We start from the raw sequence: 14,876 nt of genomic DNA, 5'->3' as shown, positions 1-14,876 counted from the left end.
CCGGGAACGCGAGAAGGCCCCGCACCTTTCGGTGCGGGGCCTTCCCTCACTGCTCAGTAGCTCGCTGGAGCTACCAGGTCAGATCGAAGATCAGGCGGTGATCTTGACGACCTGGCCGGCGCCGACGGTCCGGCCACCCTCACGGATGGCGAACTTGAGGCCCTCCTCCATGGCGATGGGCTGGATCAGCTCAACGCTCATGGCGGTGTTGTCGCCCGGCATGACCATCTCGGTGCCCTCGGGGAGGGTCACGACGCCGGTCACGTCCGTGGTACGGAAGTAGAACTGCGGGCGGTAGTTGTTGAAGAACGGGGTGTGACGGCCACCCTCGTCCTTCGACAGGATGTAGGCCTGGGCCTCGAAGTTCGTGTGCGGCGTGACCGAACCCGGCTTGATGATGACCTGGCCGCGCTCGACGTCCTCGCGCTTGATGCCACGGAGGAGCAGACCGACGTTCTCACCGGCCTGGCCCTCGTCGAGCAGCTTGCGGAACATCTCGATACCGGTGACCGTGGTGGTGGTCTTCTCGGTCTTGATACCGATGATGTCGACGGTCTCGTTGACCTTGAGGATACCGCGCTCGATACGACCGGTGACGACGGTGCCACGACCGGTGATCGTGAAGACGTCCTCGATCGGCATCAGGAACGGCTTGTCGACGTCACGCTCGGGCTGCGGGATCGACTCGTCGACGGCCTTCATGAGACCGAGGAGAGCCTCGCCCCACTCCTTGTCGCCCTCGAGCGCCTTGAGCGCCGAGACGCGGACGACCGGAAGGTCGTCGCCCGGGAACTCGTACTCGGAGAGGAGCTCACGAACCTCGAGCTCGACGAGCTCCAGGATCTCCTCGTCGTCCACCATGTCGGCCTTGTTCAGGGCGACGACGATGTACGGAACGCCGACCTGGCGGGCCAGGAGCACGTGCTCCTTGGTCTGCGGCATCGGGCCGTCGGTGGCGGCGACCACGAGGATGGCGCCGTCCATCTGCGCGGCACCCGTGATCATGTTCTTGATGTAGTCAGCGTGACCCGGGCAGTCGACGTGCGCGTAGTGACGCGACTCCGTCTGGTACTCGACGTGCGCGATCGAGATCGTGATACCGCGCTGGCGCTCCTCGGGAGCCTTGTCGATCTGGTCGAAGGCCGAGGCCTCGTTCAGGTCCGGGTACGCGTCGTGCAGCACCTTGGTAATGGCGGCCGTGAGGGTCGTCTTACCGTGGTCAATGTGACCGATGGTGCCGATGTTGACGTGCGGCTTAGTCCGCTCGAACTTTGCCTTCGCCACTTGATCCTCCTGCGGAGTGGTTCTGTACGCCTTGCTTCATCGGCGCCAGGTGATCTTTGCTGGGATGCCAAGTCGCCGGGGCCCGTTCTCGGGGTTCCGGGGCGGAACCCCGGCGACTGGTGTCAAGCCTAAAGCGTGAACTCGGGAGAGTTACTCGCCCTTGGCCTTCGCGATGATCTCCTCGGCGACGTTCCGCGGAACCTCGGCGTAGGAGTCGAACTGCATCGAGTAGCTTGCGCGACCCGAGGTCTTGCTGCGGAGGTCGCCGACGTAGCCGAACATCTCCGAAAGGGGCACGAGGCCCTTCACGACGCGAGCGCCGCTGCGCTCCTCCATGGCCTGAATCTGACCACGGCGGGAGTTGATGTCGCCGATGACCTCACCCATGTAGTCCTCGGGCGTGGTGACCTCGACGGACATCATGGGCTCGAGGATGACCGGCGAAGCCTTGCGCGCGGCCTCCTTGAAGGCCTGCGAACCGGCGATCTTGAACGCGAGCTCGGAGGAGTCGACCTCGTGGTAGCCACCGTCGAGAAGAATGACGCGGACGCCGGTCATCTCGTAGCCGGCCAGGATGCCGAACTGCATGGCCTCCTGCGCACCCGCGTCGACCGAAGGGATGTACTCCTTCGGGATGCGGCCACCGGTGACCTTGTTCACGAACTCGTACGAGGCGTCGCCGCCCTCGATGGGCTCGATCGCGATCTGCACCTTGGCGAACTGACCGGTACCACCGGTCTGCTTCTTGTGGGTGTAGTCAAGTCGCTCGACGGCCTTGCGGATCGTCTCGCGGTACGCGACCTGCGGCTTGCCGACGTTCGCCTCGACCTTGAACTCGCGACGCATGCGGTCGACGAGGATGTCGAGGTGAAGCTCGCCCATACCACCGATGATGGTCTGGCCGGTCTCCTCGTCCGAGTGCACCTGGAAGGAGGGGTCCTCCTCCGCGAGACGCTGGATGGCGACACCCAGCTTCTCCTGGTCACCCTTGGACTTGGGCTCGATGGCGACCTGAATGACCGGCGCCGGGAAGTCCATGGACTCCAGGATGACCGGGTTCTTCTCGTCGCACAGCGTCTCACCGGTGGTGGTCTGCTTGAGGCCCATGACGGCGACGATGTCGCCGGCGCCCACCGAGTCGATCTCCTCACGCTTGTTCGCGTGCATGCGGTAGATCTTGCCGATGCGCTCCTTCTTGCCCTTGACGGAGTTCAGCACCGCGGTGCCGGCCTCCAGGCGACCGGAGTAGATCCGGACGAAGGTGAGCTTGCCGAGGTGCGGGTCGCTCGCGATCTTGAACGCGAGGGCCGACAGCGGCTCGTCGTCGGACGGCTTGCGCTTGACGACCAGCTCCGCGTCCTTGACGTCGTGGCCCTCGATGGCCTCGACGTCCAGGGGGGAGGGGAGGTAGCGCACGACCGCGTCGAGCAGGGGCTGGACGCCCTTGTTCTTGAACGCGGTGCCACAGAAGACGGGGGTGACCGTCTTCTCGCCGCCACCCTTGCCGGAGGCAATGGTGATGCGACGGACGGCGGCGTAGAGCTGCTCCTCGGTGGGCTCGACGCCCTCGAGGAAGAGCTCCATGAGCTCCTCGTCGTTCTCGGAGACGGCCTCGACCAGCTTGGCGCGGTACTCCTCGGCCAGCTCGACGAGGTCGGCCGGGATGTCGACGACGTCGTACATCTCGCCCTTGGACGCCTCGGCGGACCAGACCAGGGCCTTCATGCGGACGAGGTCCACGACACCCTGGAAGTCCATCTCGGCACCGATGGGCAGCTGCATGACGATCGGGACCGCGCCGAGGCGGTTCACGATCATGTCGACGCAGCGGAGGAAGTCCGCGCCCGTGCGGTCGAGCTTGTTGACGAAGCAGATGCGCGGAACGCCGTAGCGGTCCGCCTGACGCCAGACGGTCTCGGACTGGGGCTCGACGCCGGCCACACCGTCGAACACGGTGACAGCACCGTCGAGCACGCGCAGCGAACGCTCCACCTCGACGGTGAAGTCGACGTGGCCCGGCGTGTCGATGATGTTGATCGTGTGATCGACATTCTCGAGCGGCCAGTGGCAGGTCGTCGCGGCAGACGTGATCGTGATGCCGCGCTCCTGCTCCTGCTCCATCCAGTCCATCGTGGCAGCGCCGTCGTGGACTTCACCGATCTTGTACGAGACGCCGGTGTAGAACAGGATCCGCTCGGTGGTGGTCGTCTTGCCCGCGTCGATGTGCGCCATGATGCCGATGTTGCGCACCTTGGCAAGGTCAAGCGAAGTGGTAGCCATATCGGCTCAGTCTTCTCTCGGTCTCGATGTGGGTTGCGACTACCAGCGGTAGTGCGCGAAGGCCTTGTTGGACTCGGCCATCTTGTGCGTGTCCTCACGCTTCTTGACGGCCGCACCGAGGCCGTTCGAGGCGTCGAGGAGCTCGTTCATGAGGCGCTCGGTCATGGTCTTCTCACGACGGGCGCGGGAGTAACCCACGACCCAGCGGAGGGCCAGGGTCGCGGCGCGGCCCGGCTTGACCTCGATCGGCACCTGGTAGGTGGCGCCACCGACACGGCGGGACTTGACCTCGAGCGACGGCTTGACGTTCTCGAGCGCGCGCTTCAGCGTGATGACCGGGTCAGCGCCGGTCTTCTCGCGGAGGCCTTCCATGGCGCCGTAGACGATGCGCTCGGCGGTGGAGCGCTTGCCGTCCAGCAGGATCTTGTTGATCAGCGAGGTGACAAGAGGAGAGCTGTAGACCGGGTCGATGATGACCGGGCGCTTCGGGGCGGGGCCCTTACGAGGCATTCTTACTTCTCCTTCTTGGCGCCGTAGCGGCTGCGAGCCTGCTTACGGTTCTTGACGCCCTGCGTGTCGAGGGAACCGCGGATGATCTTGTAGCGAACACCCGGCAGGTCCTTCACGCGGCCACCGCGCACGAGCACGATGGAGTGCTCCTGCAGGTTGTGGCCCTCACCCGGGATGTAGGCCGTGACCTCGATGCCGGAGGTCAGACGCACACGCGCGACCTTACGGAGGGCCGAGTTCGGCTTCTTCGGGGTGGTCGTGAACACACGCGTGCAGACGCCGCGACGCTGAGGGGAACCCTCGAGTGCGGGCGTCTTGTTCTTCTCGACCTTGTCCTGCCGGCCCTTCCGGACCAGCTGCTGGATCGTAGGCACTACTTCTCCGGTTTCTGTGTGCCGTCGTAAAACTAACCTGGAACAGTCACCGACCCACGCGGTCGGGTGTGTCGAATCTCGCTGACCCATCCACCAGGGCGGAAGGGGCGCGGATCACGGTGGCCGATATATGACTCGCCTTGCGGTTGAGGACACGCACGCGAGCCCAGGCACACCCCAGGCACAAGGCTTGAGCGTACCTATCGCATGGACTCCGGTCAAAACAAATGGCCACGCACACCCGGTCCCGGCCCGTGGGGGCCGGGACCGGGCGGGATCGGGAGGCGTCGGGGGTCAGTCCCGGGCGCTGCGGCGGGGTTCGACGGCCTCGGCGGGCACCTCCGCCACCACGTCGGGCTCCAGGAACTGGTTCACGACCTTGACGAAGACGCCCATGCGCTCGTCGGGCACCCCGAGCCAGCGGGCGAAGTCCTCCATGGAGGGCTGCCAGTCGCTCGGCGGCAGCAGATCCGCCGCCATCGGGAGCTCCTCGGGCGTCACGCGCCCGGAGCGGATCAGCATGTCGCGGACCGAGACGCCCAGCAGCGGGGCGATCCTGCGCATGGTCTCCAGGTCGGGCATGCTCTGCCGCTGCAGCAGGCGCGTCACGGCGGCGCGGTGCACTCCCGCCTCGTCCGCGATCCGGGACTTGCCGCCGCCGCGCGGGCTGTCGATGTCGTAGCCGCGCTGTCTCATCAGGCCTTCGACCCAGCCTGCGAACTCGTCCAGCCCACGAGTGGTCATGTACAGCTCCTCACTCCACCCCTCCGGACTTCAACTCTAGCGTGCTTGCGCGCACAGAATTACCTGGTTTCGGGTACGCAACGTGTCGAAACGGTGAAGGCGACCCCGGGGCCACCCCCGAAAGTTGTTGCGCGCCCGCACGCAACATGTAACTCTGGCGTGCCGCCGCACTCGTCGGCCCCCTGAGCCCCACCGGCCCCACCGGCCCCACGGAGCCCCGGAGGCCCCGGACCGTGGAGAACCTCTTGCTCCAGACCGACCCCACCCCCTGGCAGGCCGTCGCCGCGTGCGCCGACCTCTCCCCGTCCGTCGTCTTCGCCCGCCGCGCCAAGGAGGCGGCCCCGGCGCTGCGTGCCTGCGCCGGCTGCCCCGTCCGCCGCGAGTGCGAGACGGCGGTGGCCCCCGCGGAAAGCTACTTCGACGGCGTCTGCGCCGGCCGCCTGTGGCGCAACGGGCGCCCGGCGGACGCGGCGCGCGTGGCGAAGGCGGTCGCCCTCACCCCGACGTTCCCCCGGAGCGGCCGCCGTGGCTGACCGCACCGTGACGACCGCCGGGACCGCGCACTCCGCCCCGGCCTCCCGGGACGACCGCACCACCGCCCCGGCCGCGGGCCCCGACGCCACCGTCGCGCTCGTGCTCCGCGACATCGCCCTCTGGACCGCGTCCCTCGTACGGCACTTCCCCGAGCTCGCCGAAGAGCTCGCGCCCGGCCGCCGCGGCCCCGCCGGGAGCGCCCCGGCCCCCTCCCCCGCCGGCCGGGACGAGCAGATCCGCGAGGAGCGCCGCGAGGCGCTGCTCCTCCAGCAGCGCCACGGGCTCGCCGTCCCCGGCCACGGCGCCGCCCCGATCCGGCTGCACGTCTCCGACGCCATCCGCGACATCACCGACGGGGTGGTGGAGCTGGAGGAGGCGGTGTGCGCCCGGCTCTCGCTGCCCCGGCCGCCCCGCGCCGGGGTGATCGACCGGCTCCGCCGGGTGGTGGGACTCCTCGACGCCGTCGCCGCCCACCCCGACCTGGCCCGGCACGTGCGGGACGAGATCCGGCGGATGGCCCGGCGGTGCGCCCGGACGCTCGGCGACTCGGAGACGGTCGTCCGGGTGTCGGGCCGTTGCCCCTGGTGCGACTCGGTGTCGCTGCGGGCGTTCCCGGACCGGCGCGCGGTGCTCTGTGTGAACCCGGCCTGCGTGTGCACGGACGAGGTGTGCGGCTGCCAGGACGATCCCGCCTACCGGCACCTGTGGCCGGAGCGGGAGTGGGCGGAGCTCGCGGCCGCCTCCGGATCCCGCACCGAGGAGATCGAGGCCGCGATGGACACGAACACGGCGGCGGATCCGGCGCCGGACACCCCGCCGGACACGGTCACGGTGGCGGACCGGGCGCCGGACACGAGGACGGCCGCCCCGGACACGACGACGAACGACACGGAGGAGACCACGTGCTGAGCTCACCCGCCCTGCCGGCCCTGATTCCGGGACCGCTCGCCGCCGAGGAGGCGGGGGTCGCCCCCGCGACCATCCGCAAGTGGGTCCAGCTGGGCCACCTGCGGGCGGCCGGCAAGGCGGGCCGGGCGCAGCTCTTCCGCCTGGAGGACGTCTTCGCCGCCGAGCGCACCGCCCGCGGCCGTGCCCGTACCGCCTGACCCGCCCCCGCTCCTTCCCCCGTACGCACAGCGCCCCGCGTCCTTTCCGGACGCGGGGCGCTTTCGCGTGTCGCCGCTCGTGCCGCCAGGAGGGCTCATGCCGCCAGGAAGCGGTGGAGCGAGTCCGCGAAGGCGGTGACGAAGCGGTCGCGGGTCTCCTCGGGGACGCGGTCCAGGGAGAGGTAGGGGTTGAGGTCCTCCAGTTCGACGAGGAGCAGCTCGCCGCCCGGGGCGCGGCAGGCGTCCACGCGCTGGATGCCGTGGTCGAGGGTGTTCCAGTCGATGAAGCGGCGGGCGAAGGCGAGGTCGTCCCCGGTGGGCTCGTACGGCTCCAGGACCCAGCGGCGTTCGGGGTCGGGGGCGTACAGGGCGTACTGGAAGAGGTCGTCGACGTAGAAGAAGGAGACCTCGTACCGGAAGTCGACGCGGGGCTGGACGAGGAGCTCGCCCGCTTCGAGGGCGAGGCCGGCGAGCTGTTCGCGGGGCAGGAAGGTCAGGCCGATGGAGTCGGCGCCCGCCTTGGGCTTGACCGCGTACGCGGCGGCCTCGGGCAGCAGGTGGAGGTCCTCGGCCCGGTCGACGGTGGGGATGACGGGGTACCCGGCGGCCGTCAGGTCGAGCAGGTACTGCTTGCCGGCCATGTCGCCGCGGCCGTGGAGCGGGTTGTAGACGCGGGTGCCGTGGGCGAGGGCCCGCTCGCGGAAGGCCTCGTACTCCTTCTGGTGGCCGAGGACCGGGCCGCTGTTGCGTACGACGACGGCGTCGAAGGCGTCCATGAGGGCCTCGGCGTCGCGCGGGTGACAGAGCGCCAGGTCGACGTTCTCGCGCAGCCGGGCGGTGAGGTGGATGTCCTCGTCGCAGTAGCGCCGCCCGCGGGCGGGGTAGGCGAGGTCGGTGACGTACAGAAGGCGGGGGCGGGCGGGCACGGGGCGGCTCCTCGGTAGGTGCCCGCCAAGGTATCGGGCGGCTGTCCGGGGCTCGCACGAAGGGATGCGCGGAGTCGCCGCTCGAACTAGTTGCGTGCGCGCACGCTCTCTGTCACAGTTGGTGCAGCGGCGGAGCTGCGCCCGAACGAAGGGCGGCGGCTTCGCCGTTCGCCGTCCGGGCGTGGCTCCGCGCCCCGCCCCCTCCCGCCGGAGCCCCCGGGCGGCGCCCCGTCCCGTACCCCTCTCCGAGGAGAAACCGTCATGACCACTCCCCCGAGTGCGTTCCCGGACGTCGAGAAGCTGGTCGTCGACGTCCTCAAGGCCGACCCCGCCCTGGCCGGCGCGACCATCGCGGTCAACGCGCCGGCCGGCTTCGACGGCACGCAGAGCGCGGTCCTGGTGAACCGCCGCGGCGGCGCCTGGATCGGCGACCTGCACGTCGACATGCCGCTGATCGAGTTCGAGGTGTACGGGCCGACCAAGAACGCCGCCCACGTCCTCGCCAACGGCGCCCGCCGGGCCCTGCTCGCCACCATCGGCAAGCAGATCGGCGCCAACAACGTCGTCCACGACGTCGAGGAGCAGGACGGACCGCGCTGGCTGCCCGACTACCTCTACCGGGGCGCCAACCGCTACCTGTGCGTCATCCGCCTCTCCCTGAGCGTGTTCTAGCCGCTCGCCCCCGCGCCGGCGGCCCGCCCGCCGCGCCCACAGACCAGGCCTCGCCGTCCGGCGGGGCCTTTGCCGTACCCGGGACTCACGCCCGGGGCGGCGCCCTCACCCCATCACAAGGAGAAGTCCACCATGGCAGGAAACAACTCGGCCGAGATCCGCGTCGCCGGTACCGGCAAGCTCTACGTCGCCGACGCCGGCACCACGGCCCCGGCCACCTTCGGCACCGACGCCGCGGCCGACTGGACCGGCGCGGGCTGGAAGGACCTCGGCTTCACCTCCGGCGACGGCGTCACCTTCTCCAAGAAGGACAAGCTGGAGGCCATCGACTCGTGGCAGTCGGTCTCCCCGGTCCACTACATCTACTCGGCCCGTGACCTCTCGCTGAAGTTCTCGCTGCTCCAGTTCAACGAGGACACGCTGCCCTTCTTCATGGGCGGTGACGCCGTCAAGGCGGAGCCGACCCCGGCGGTCGACACCTACCGGTACGAGATCGCCGAGCGTCCGTTCGCGGACGTCCGCGCCCTCGGCCTGGAGTTCACCGACGTCAAGGCCGGCGGCACGACCGCGGTGCGGTACCGCTTCATCATCCCGCGCGGCCAGGTCACGGCCACGGACGACATCAAGCTGGCCCGCAAGGCCGCGTCCCAGCTCGGCATCACCTTCAGCGCGATGTCGAAGGGCGACGGCAAGCCGCTGGCGACCTTCCTCATGAAGGACAGCCAGTACGGCGCCGCCGTCTGATCCCTCTCCACCCGGGGCGGGACGGCTGACCGCCGTCCCGCCCCCTCCTCTTCACCTCACCCGAACAAGGAGTACGCATCACCATGGCCCGTTTCGACGTCAACGCCGCCCGCGCCCAGCGCCAGGAGGCACACGGCCGCAAGTGGTCCTTCGAGCTGGACGGCGAGGACTACACCCTTCCGACAGAGCTGAGCCGCGCCACCGCCAAGGCGCTGCGCAAGCTCGACGACAACGACGTGGACGGCCTGCTCGCGCTCCTGATGGGTGAGGAGCAGTTCAGCCGCTTCGAGCAGCACGACATCACCATGCAGGACATCGCCGCCATCCTGGAGGCCTACGGCAAGGAGACCGGGCTCGGCCTGGGGGAAGACTGAGCCTCGTCGAGTTCGTCGAAGAACACGCCGAGGCACTTGAGGCGGATCTCCTCCGCTACTACTCCGTCGATCTCCTCGACTGGCACCGGGGAGAACTCTCCAGCCGGCGGGTGCTGGCCCTGATCAAGCACCTGCCGCAGGACAGCGCCCTCCAGCGGGAGCTCCACGGCGAGGCCGCCGAGTGGTCGGTCACCGATCACCTGCTGGCGGCGACGGTGGACCATCTGGCCGTCTCCAACTGGATGTTCCTGTGCGTCAACGGCGGCGAGGACGGCGACCAGCCCGATCCGCCGAAGCCCGTCCCCCGCCCCGGCCTGCCGGACGGGGACGAGGAGGAAGGCACGGACACCCACGAGAACGGCGGGAGCGCGGGTCCCGAGGAGAGCACCGCGGTGTCTCCCCAGGCCCTCGCCCGGTTCTTCGCGTGACCCCGCGGCCCCCGGAGTCCGTTCCCGTCAGGGACCGGACTCCGGGGGCGCTTCCCGTGCTCGCTCGGAGGACAGCTCCCTCTCCAGGGCCTTGGCCCGGTCGGAGAGCCGCCGTCCCCGGCCCGGTCGCGCCTCCGGACCGTCGGACTCCTGGTCACGGCGGTCGGCCGCCGGGTTCTGTGCGGGTCCCCCGGCCAGCGGTGGCACGATCGGCCGGCCCCCTTTGCCGCGCATCACCTTCCGTACCGGCTGGGCGCTCCTGCGGGCGCGGCTCTCCTGGGCGGTCAGGAGGACGTCCGGTTCCGTGCCGGGTTCGGGGCCCGAGCTGTGCTCGGGTTCGGGCTCGGGGCGCTGTTCGAACAGCTCGCGCTCCCTGCGTACCCGCTCCTCGGCCTCGACCACGGCGGCCGGCGGTTCGAGGAGCCGGGCGAAGGGCAGCGCGATGACCCGGGCGCCGTCCTGGCCGCCCTCGACACGCCGCTCGGGACGGCGGATCCCCCGCGCGTCACCCTGGCCCTGGGTGTAGGCGTCGGCGACGCGCTTCTCGTACTCCCGTCGTATGCGGGGCAGTTCGTCCGCCACCGCTTCGGCCCAGCCCGCGGTGAACGCGGCGGTCTCCCGCCGGTCCACCTCGCTCCGCGGCACCACGACGAGGTCCTCGGTGGCGTACCCGTGGACGAGGACGAGTTCGGAGAGGCGTGCGAAGAGATGGGGCAGATCGGGGTGGGACGCGAGCCAGTCGACGACTCGCTCGCGCCGGTTGGCTCCCGGCTCCGTTTCCATGCGTCAGTACTGCCTTCCAGCCCCCTGGGGTCCCCGCGCGCCCCTCGCGCCCCCGCGCCCCGAGGTGGTCCGGTCCGGAGAGCGTCTTCCAGGTTACCCGGTCGAACAGATGCTCCGATCAGACGCCAACCCGTACGGACGACCCACCAGAAGACACGCCGTCAGACGTTTTCCGCTCGACAAACATAGAACAGATGTTCCACACTCTGTTCGCACAGTTGTTCGAACACGTGGTGCCCCCGCTCCTCACTCCGCGGCGCCGCCACACACGCAAAGGGCAAGCAACCGGAAGGCAGGCGTCCATGACCCAGCAGGCCGAGGCATCACGACCGCACATCCCACTTCAGGACCGCCTCCGCCAGCTCCTCGACGGACCCGTCGCCCTCGACAAGAGAGCGTTGCTCGGCACGCTGTACGCCGAGGTCTCCCGCTGCGAGACCCTCGCGTACGCGGCCGGCTGGAACGACGCCCTCGCGACGACGCGCCGCGCCGCCCGCCGGGGCGAGGACGCCTAGCCGCCCCGCTGCCCCAGACGAACGAGCCCCCGCCGGGACCGGCGGGGGCTCTTCGGCGCTTGGCCGTCACCGGCCGGAAGCGGAGCAAGCATGACAACGAAGGACCAGGAGATCCTCGACAAGATCTCCGAACTCAAGGACGCGCTCCTCAAGGACAGGCCCAACAAGGACCCCAAGGAGGCCAAGCTCTCCGAGCTGAAGGAACACCTCGTCAATCAGGCTCCGAAGCTCGTCACGGAGGACTGGTTCAAGACCCAGTTCACCGCCGAGTACTTCAAGAAGATCGACGACATGCACCAGGAGCTCGTCAAGGCGAAGAAGACCGAGTGGATGGAGGCCATGGGCCTCGAAGGCTTCGCCTCCGCCGTGGAGAAGTTCCACGAGGGCAGCGTCTGGACACCCGTGTACCTCTTGTCGGCCTTCATCGGCCTCGCCATCCCCGCGTTCCTCGTCGTCCTCGCGATGAACCTCAAGGAGTGGCAGCGCAACGCCCAGCAGGCCATAGCCACCCGCCTGTTGGGGCGCGGCCCCGAGCCACGGATCATCGCGACGCGCGAGAACAGTCTCAGGCCCGGCTTCCAGAGCCGCACCGATGTCAACAGGCGGGAACAGGCGGCCGCGGGCGGCATGGCCGCCATCCCTGAGACCGCGAACTTCGAACCCCTGCGCGCGCAGCTCCGGCTGCTCAACCCGCTCCTGGAGACGTTCAACCAGCACGCCCCCGGCTTCATCTCGAACTTCAGGAAGCTGCCGACCGAGAGCAAGGCCACCAAGGCGGCGAAGGGCGTCAAGGCCGTGGCCGAGGCCGTCGCCGGCGTCAACCACCAGGCCATGCCCCTCGTCGCCAGCGGGATGGGCAAGATCAACGGCGCCGTGCGGAACTCCGACCCCAAGAAGACGGACGCGTTCGCCAAGGCCATCGGCAAGCTCAAGATCGCCATGACCGGCCTCGAAGTGGACCGGGTACCCAAGGCCGCGACGCTCGGCCAGGCCGCGGACAACGCCAAGCGGCTCGCCGACAACTCCGTCACCCTCGCCACGAAGATGCGCGAGATGGCGGCAACGATCCGCGAGGTCAACCAGCAGATCAACGGCCCGGCCCCCGCCTGATCCCCCACGCCACGAAAGGAGGTAACCCATGTCCCTCGTCAGAAACCTCAAGAACGCGTCCAGCGCATTCGGCGGCATCAAGACCCAGGCGTCCAACGCCGGCACCTCGATCAAGAAGGTCGGCGACGCCGGCAAGTCGGCCTCGGGCCAGCTGAAGACCCTCCGTACCAACGCCCAGGGCTCCGGAGGCGAGCTCAAGAAGCTCAAGACCGCCTCGGAACAGGCCGAGCGCGCCATGAAGAAGGCCGGCGACACCGCCCAGTCCGCCGGGACCAAGCTCGGCAAGTACGAGTCCGGTGCGGGCAAGGCCGCCAAGGGCCAGGACAAGCTCAACAAGTCCATGAAGGGCAACATCCTCGCCCGGCTGCTCGAACTCTTCATGCCGCTCATCGAGAAGATCGTCGAGATGGCGTCGCGCTCGAAGACGATGCAGACGATCATGAAGAAGGCCTTCGACGCCATCAAGAGCGTCATCAGCTCCGTCATGAAGGCCATCGGGCCGATCATGAAGAAGGCCGGCGACCTGATCAAGACGGTCTGGAACGGCATCAAGAAGGCCGTCTCCACCGTCGTCAAGGCCGTCGCGACGGTCATCAAGACCTACGTGAACATCTGGAAGTCGGTCATCACCACGGTGATGAACGCGATCAAGAGCGTCATCAGCGGGGTCTGGAAGGGCATCAAGGCCGTCATCACGCCGGTCGTCGACTGGATCAAGACCGCGATCCCGAAGGCGTTCACCGCCGTCAAGGACAAGATGTCGTCCGTCTGGAACGGCCTCAAGGACATCGCGTCCCGGGCGTTCGACGGCATCAAGAGCGGCGTGAAGGGCCCGATCAACTCCGTCATCGGCCTGATCAACGGAATGATCAGCAGCCTCAACCGCGTCAAGGTCAGCGTCCCCGGCTGGGTCCCGCTCGTCGGCGGCAAGACCTTCGGCGTCAACCTGCCGACCATCCCCATGCTCGCCACCGGTGGTGTCGTCATGCCCCGCCACGGCGGTGTCCCGGCGATCCTCGCCGAGGCGGGCGAGGCCGAGGCCGTCCTCCCGCTCTCCAAGCTGGACCGGCTGCTCGCCCTCACCGCGCAGCGCGCCCGCGCGGCGGCCGGCACCCAGGTCGGACGGGACGGCGCCGGACTGCACATCGAGCACTACCACGCCGCCCGCGGCAGTGACCCGCAGTCCACGGCCGACGCCCTGATGTACCTGGCGAAGGCCCGCGGATGAGTGCCGTCGCAGCCATGCCCGCCTTCGGGGCCGCCGTCTCGCCGATGGCCTCCCTGCGGCAGGGCGTCGACCAGGCGGGGGCCACGCTGCGACGGTTCAAACAGGACGTCCAGCAGGGTGCCCGCGGCGTCGGCACCTTCGCCACCGGTCTGCGCACGGTCGGCGCCCCGCTCGGCGGCCTCGGCCGCGACGCGTCCGGGGCCGCCACCTCCGTGAGCAGGATCCGCCGGTCCACCGCGCCCGCCGGCGTCAAGCGGATGGGCACCGCGGCGGGCAGGGCCGGCACCGCCGCGGGCAGGATCGGCACCGGCGTCGGCGCGATCCTCGGTCTCCTCCTGCCGATGCTCCCCGTCACCGACGTCATCGCCGGCCTGATGGGCACCTTCGGCACCGTGATGACCGTCGCCTCCGTCGCGATGACCGCCGTCAACGTCGCCATGCGGGCCAACCCGCTCGGTTTCCTCGTCGGCATCCTCGTGCCCGTCGCGGCGTACCTCATCGAGCTGGCGGTCAACTCCGAGACCGGCCAGCGGATCATGAAGCAGGTCTTCGACCAGGCCCTCAGGATCGTCCAGGAGATCTGGACGTTCCTCGCCCCGTTCGTGGAACTGATCGGGACGGCCGTCGGAACCTACTTCCAGGGGTACCTGACCCTGATCACCGAGGTGATCAAGGGCATCGGCACCGTCATCGGCGGGATCTCGAAGCTCGGCACCTCCGTCTCCTCGTCCTGGAACGCGCTGCGCGGGATCGCCTCGGGCGCCATGAACGGCATCAAGGACCGGGTACGGCCGATCGTCTCCTGGATCACCGACTCCGTCCCCGGCTTCTTCCGGACGGCGAAGGACGCGGTCTCCGGGGCCCTGCGCGGCATCGGCGACCTCATCGAGGGCGCGCTGAGCACCGTGATCGGGGTCGTCAAGGGCCCGATCAACGGCCTCATCGCCTTCGTCAACTGGATCATCGACGGGCTCAACAAGCTCAGCTTCGAGATCCCGCTCACCGGCAAGAAGTTCGGCGTCGACCTCGACAAGATCCCGATGCTCGCGGACGGCGGCATCGTCTTCCCCGGCGGCAACCCGGACGAGTACCGCATCGACCCGCTCTCCCAGCTGGAGAACCGCCGCGTCCCGGCCCTCAGCGAGCCGGCCCGACAGCCGTACCGCGTACGGGAGTTCCGTGAGGCCCCCGGCGCCGGCCCCCGGTCGACCGCCGAGGACCTGCTCTTCCTCGCCGCCGCCCACACCTGACCCCCGCCGACCTC

18 protein-coding genes are annotated in these 14,876 nt (G+C 69.2%); 11 read left to right on the top strand and 7 right to left on the bottom strand.

Annotation, left to right across the window (positions count from 1 at the left end):
- Positions 1–90: 90 nt before the first annotated feature.
- From tuf to ABT129_RS18035, 5 genes are all read right to left on the bottom strand, one after another.
- Entirely contained in the window at positions 91–1,284 is a 1,194-nt protein-coding gene (tuf, locus tag ABT129_RS18055; protein ID WP_024755402.1) for an elongation factor Tu, read from the bottom strand.
- A 150-nt stretch (positions 1,285–1,434) separates the two neighbouring features.
- Entirely contained in the window at positions 1,435–3,564 is a 2,130-nt protein-coding gene (gene fusA, locus ABT129_RS18050; protein ID WP_351901961.1) for an elongation factor G, read from the bottom strand.
- 39 nt (positions 3,565–3,603) lie between these two features.
- Entirely contained in the window at positions 3,604–4,074 is a 471-nt protein-coding gene (rpsG, locus tag ABT129_RS18045) for a 30S ribosomal protein S7 (protein ID WP_018101248.1), read from the bottom strand.
- Between the two features lie 2 nt (positions 4,075–4,076).
- Positions 4,077–4,448 carry a 30S ribosomal protein S12 gene (gene rpsL, locus ABT129_RS18040; protein ID WP_003948652.1) on the bottom strand — a complete coding sequence of 124 codons (372 nt, stop codon included), beginning with the start codon at positions 4,446–4,448 and terminating at the stop codon, positions 4,077–4,079.
- Positions 4,449–4,742: 294 nt separating this feature from the next.
- Positions 4,743–5,192: a helix-turn-helix domain-containing protein gene (locus ABT129_RS18035; protein WP_351901959.1), complete on the bottom strand. Its 450-nt coding sequence runs from the start codon at positions 5,190–5,192 to the stop codon at positions 4,743–4,745.
- Between the two features lie 233 nt (positions 5,193–5,425).
- On the opposite strand from ABT129_RS18035, the gene ABT129_RS18030 reads away from it, so the two are divergent.
- From ABT129_RS18030 to ABT129_RS18020, 3 genes are read left to right on the top strand one after another with little or no spacing between them, the layout of a single operon-like run.
- Positions 5,426–5,725, top strand: coding sequence for a WhiB family transcriptional regulator (locus ABT129_RS18030; RefSeq protein WP_351901957.1), 300 nt, complete (start codon positions 5,426–5,428; stop codon positions 5,723–5,725).
- Positions 5,718–6,635 carry a hypothetical protein gene (locus ABT129_RS18025; protein WP_351901955.1) on the top strand — a complete coding sequence of 306 codons (918 nt, stop codon included), beginning with the start codon at positions 5,718–5,720 and terminating at the stop codon, positions 6,633–6,635. The genes ABT129_RS18030 and ABT129_RS18025 overlap by 8 nt, the downstream gene beginning before the upstream one ends.
- Positions 6,629–6,832 (top strand): MerR family transcriptional regulator, encoded by a 204-nt coding sequence (locus ABT129_RS18020; protein ID WP_351901953.1) that lies wholly within the window; start codon positions 6,629–6,631, stop codon positions 6,830–6,832. Before ABT129_RS18025 ends, ABT129_RS18020 begins: the two co-directional genes overlap by 7 nt.
- 95 nt (positions 6,833–6,927) lie before the next feature.
- Here the strand turns inward: ABT129_RS18020 and ABT129_RS18015 are convergent, their stop codons facing one another.
- Entirely contained in the window at positions 6,928–7,758 is an 831-nt protein-coding gene (locus tag ABT129_RS18015) for an ATP-grasp domain-containing protein (RefSeq protein WP_351901951.1), read from the bottom strand.
- A gap of 261 nt (positions 7,759–8,019) precedes the next feature.
- Here ABT129_RS18015 and ABT129_RS18010 point away from each other — a divergent pair, with 261 nt between their 5' ends.
- The 4 genes from ABT129_RS18010 (at position 8,020) to ABT129_RS17995 (ending at position 9,976) form a co-directional block, all read left to right on the top strand.
- Positions 8,020–8,430 carry a hypothetical protein gene (locus ABT129_RS18010; RefSeq protein WP_351901949.1) on the top strand — a complete coding sequence of 137 codons (411 nt, stop codon included), beginning with the start codon at positions 8,020–8,022 and terminating at the stop codon, positions 8,428–8,430.
- 132 nt (positions 8,431–8,562) lie between these two features.
- On the top strand, positions 8,563–9,174 hold the full coding sequence (locus tag ABT129_RS18005; protein ID WP_351901947.1) for a phage tail tube protein: 612 nt from the start codon (positions 8,563–8,565) through the stop codon (positions 9,172–9,174).
- A gap of 83 nt (positions 9,175–9,257) precedes the next feature.
- On the top strand, positions 9,258–9,548 hold the full coding sequence (locus tag ABT129_RS18000) for a hypothetical protein (RefSeq protein WP_351901945.1): 291 nt from the start codon (positions 9,258–9,260) through the stop codon (positions 9,546–9,548).
- A gap of 113 nt (positions 9,549–9,661) precedes the next feature.
- Positions 9,662–9,976 carry a hypothetical protein gene (locus ABT129_RS17995; protein ID WP_351902014.1) on the top strand — a complete coding sequence of 105 codons (315 nt, stop codon included), beginning with the start codon at positions 9,662–9,664 and terminating at the stop codon, positions 9,974–9,976.
- A gap of 27 nt (positions 9,977–10,003) precedes the next feature.
- Here the strand turns inward: ABT129_RS17995 and ABT129_RS17990 are convergent, their stop codons facing one another.
- Positions 10,004–10,759, bottom strand: coding sequence for a hypothetical protein (locus ABT129_RS17990; RefSeq protein ID WP_351901943.1), 756 nt, complete (start codon positions 10,757–10,759; stop codon positions 10,004–10,006).
- 302 nt (positions 10,760–11,061) lie between these two features.
- Between ABT129_RS17990 and ABT129_RS17985 the strand changes: the two genes are divergently transcribed.
- The 4 genes from ABT129_RS17985 (at position 11,062) to ABT129_RS17970 (ending at position 14,862) form a co-directional block, all read left to right on the top strand.
- Positions 11,062–11,274: a hypothetical protein gene (locus tag ABT129_RS17985; RefSeq protein WP_351901941.1), complete on the top strand. Its 213-nt coding sequence runs from the start codon at positions 11,062–11,064 to the stop codon at positions 11,272–11,274.
- Positions 11,275–11,364: 90 nt separating this feature from the next.
- Positions 11,365–12,384, top strand: coding sequence for a thioredoxin domain-containing protein (locus tag ABT129_RS17980; protein ID WP_351901939.1), 1,020 nt, complete (start codon positions 11,365–11,367; stop codon positions 12,382–12,384).
- Positions 12,385–12,412: 28 nt separating this feature from the next.
- On the top strand, positions 12,413–13,612 hold the full coding sequence (locus ABT129_RS17975) for a phage tail protein (RefSeq protein ID WP_351901937.1): 1,200 nt from the start codon (positions 12,413–12,415) through the stop codon (positions 13,610–13,612).
- Positions 13,609–14,862 carry a phage tail protein gene (locus ABT129_RS17970; RefSeq protein ID WP_351901935.1) on the top strand — a complete coding sequence of 418 codons (1,254 nt, stop codon included), beginning with the start codon at positions 13,609–13,611 and terminating at the stop codon, positions 14,860–14,862. The genes ABT129_RS17975 and ABT129_RS17970 overlap by 4 nt, the downstream gene beginning before the upstream one ends.
- The last annotated feature ends 14 nt before the right edge of the window (positions 14,863–14,876 follow it).

Origin of the sequence: Streptomyces sp. NPDC002057 (assembly GCF_040296665.1) — a bacterium.
GTDB lineage: Bacteria > Actinomycetota > Actinomycetes > Streptomycetales > Streptomycetaceae > Streptomyces.
The sequence above is the reverse complement of the archived record's forward strand: the minus strand, read 5'-3'. Positions and strand labels throughout refer to the sequence as shown.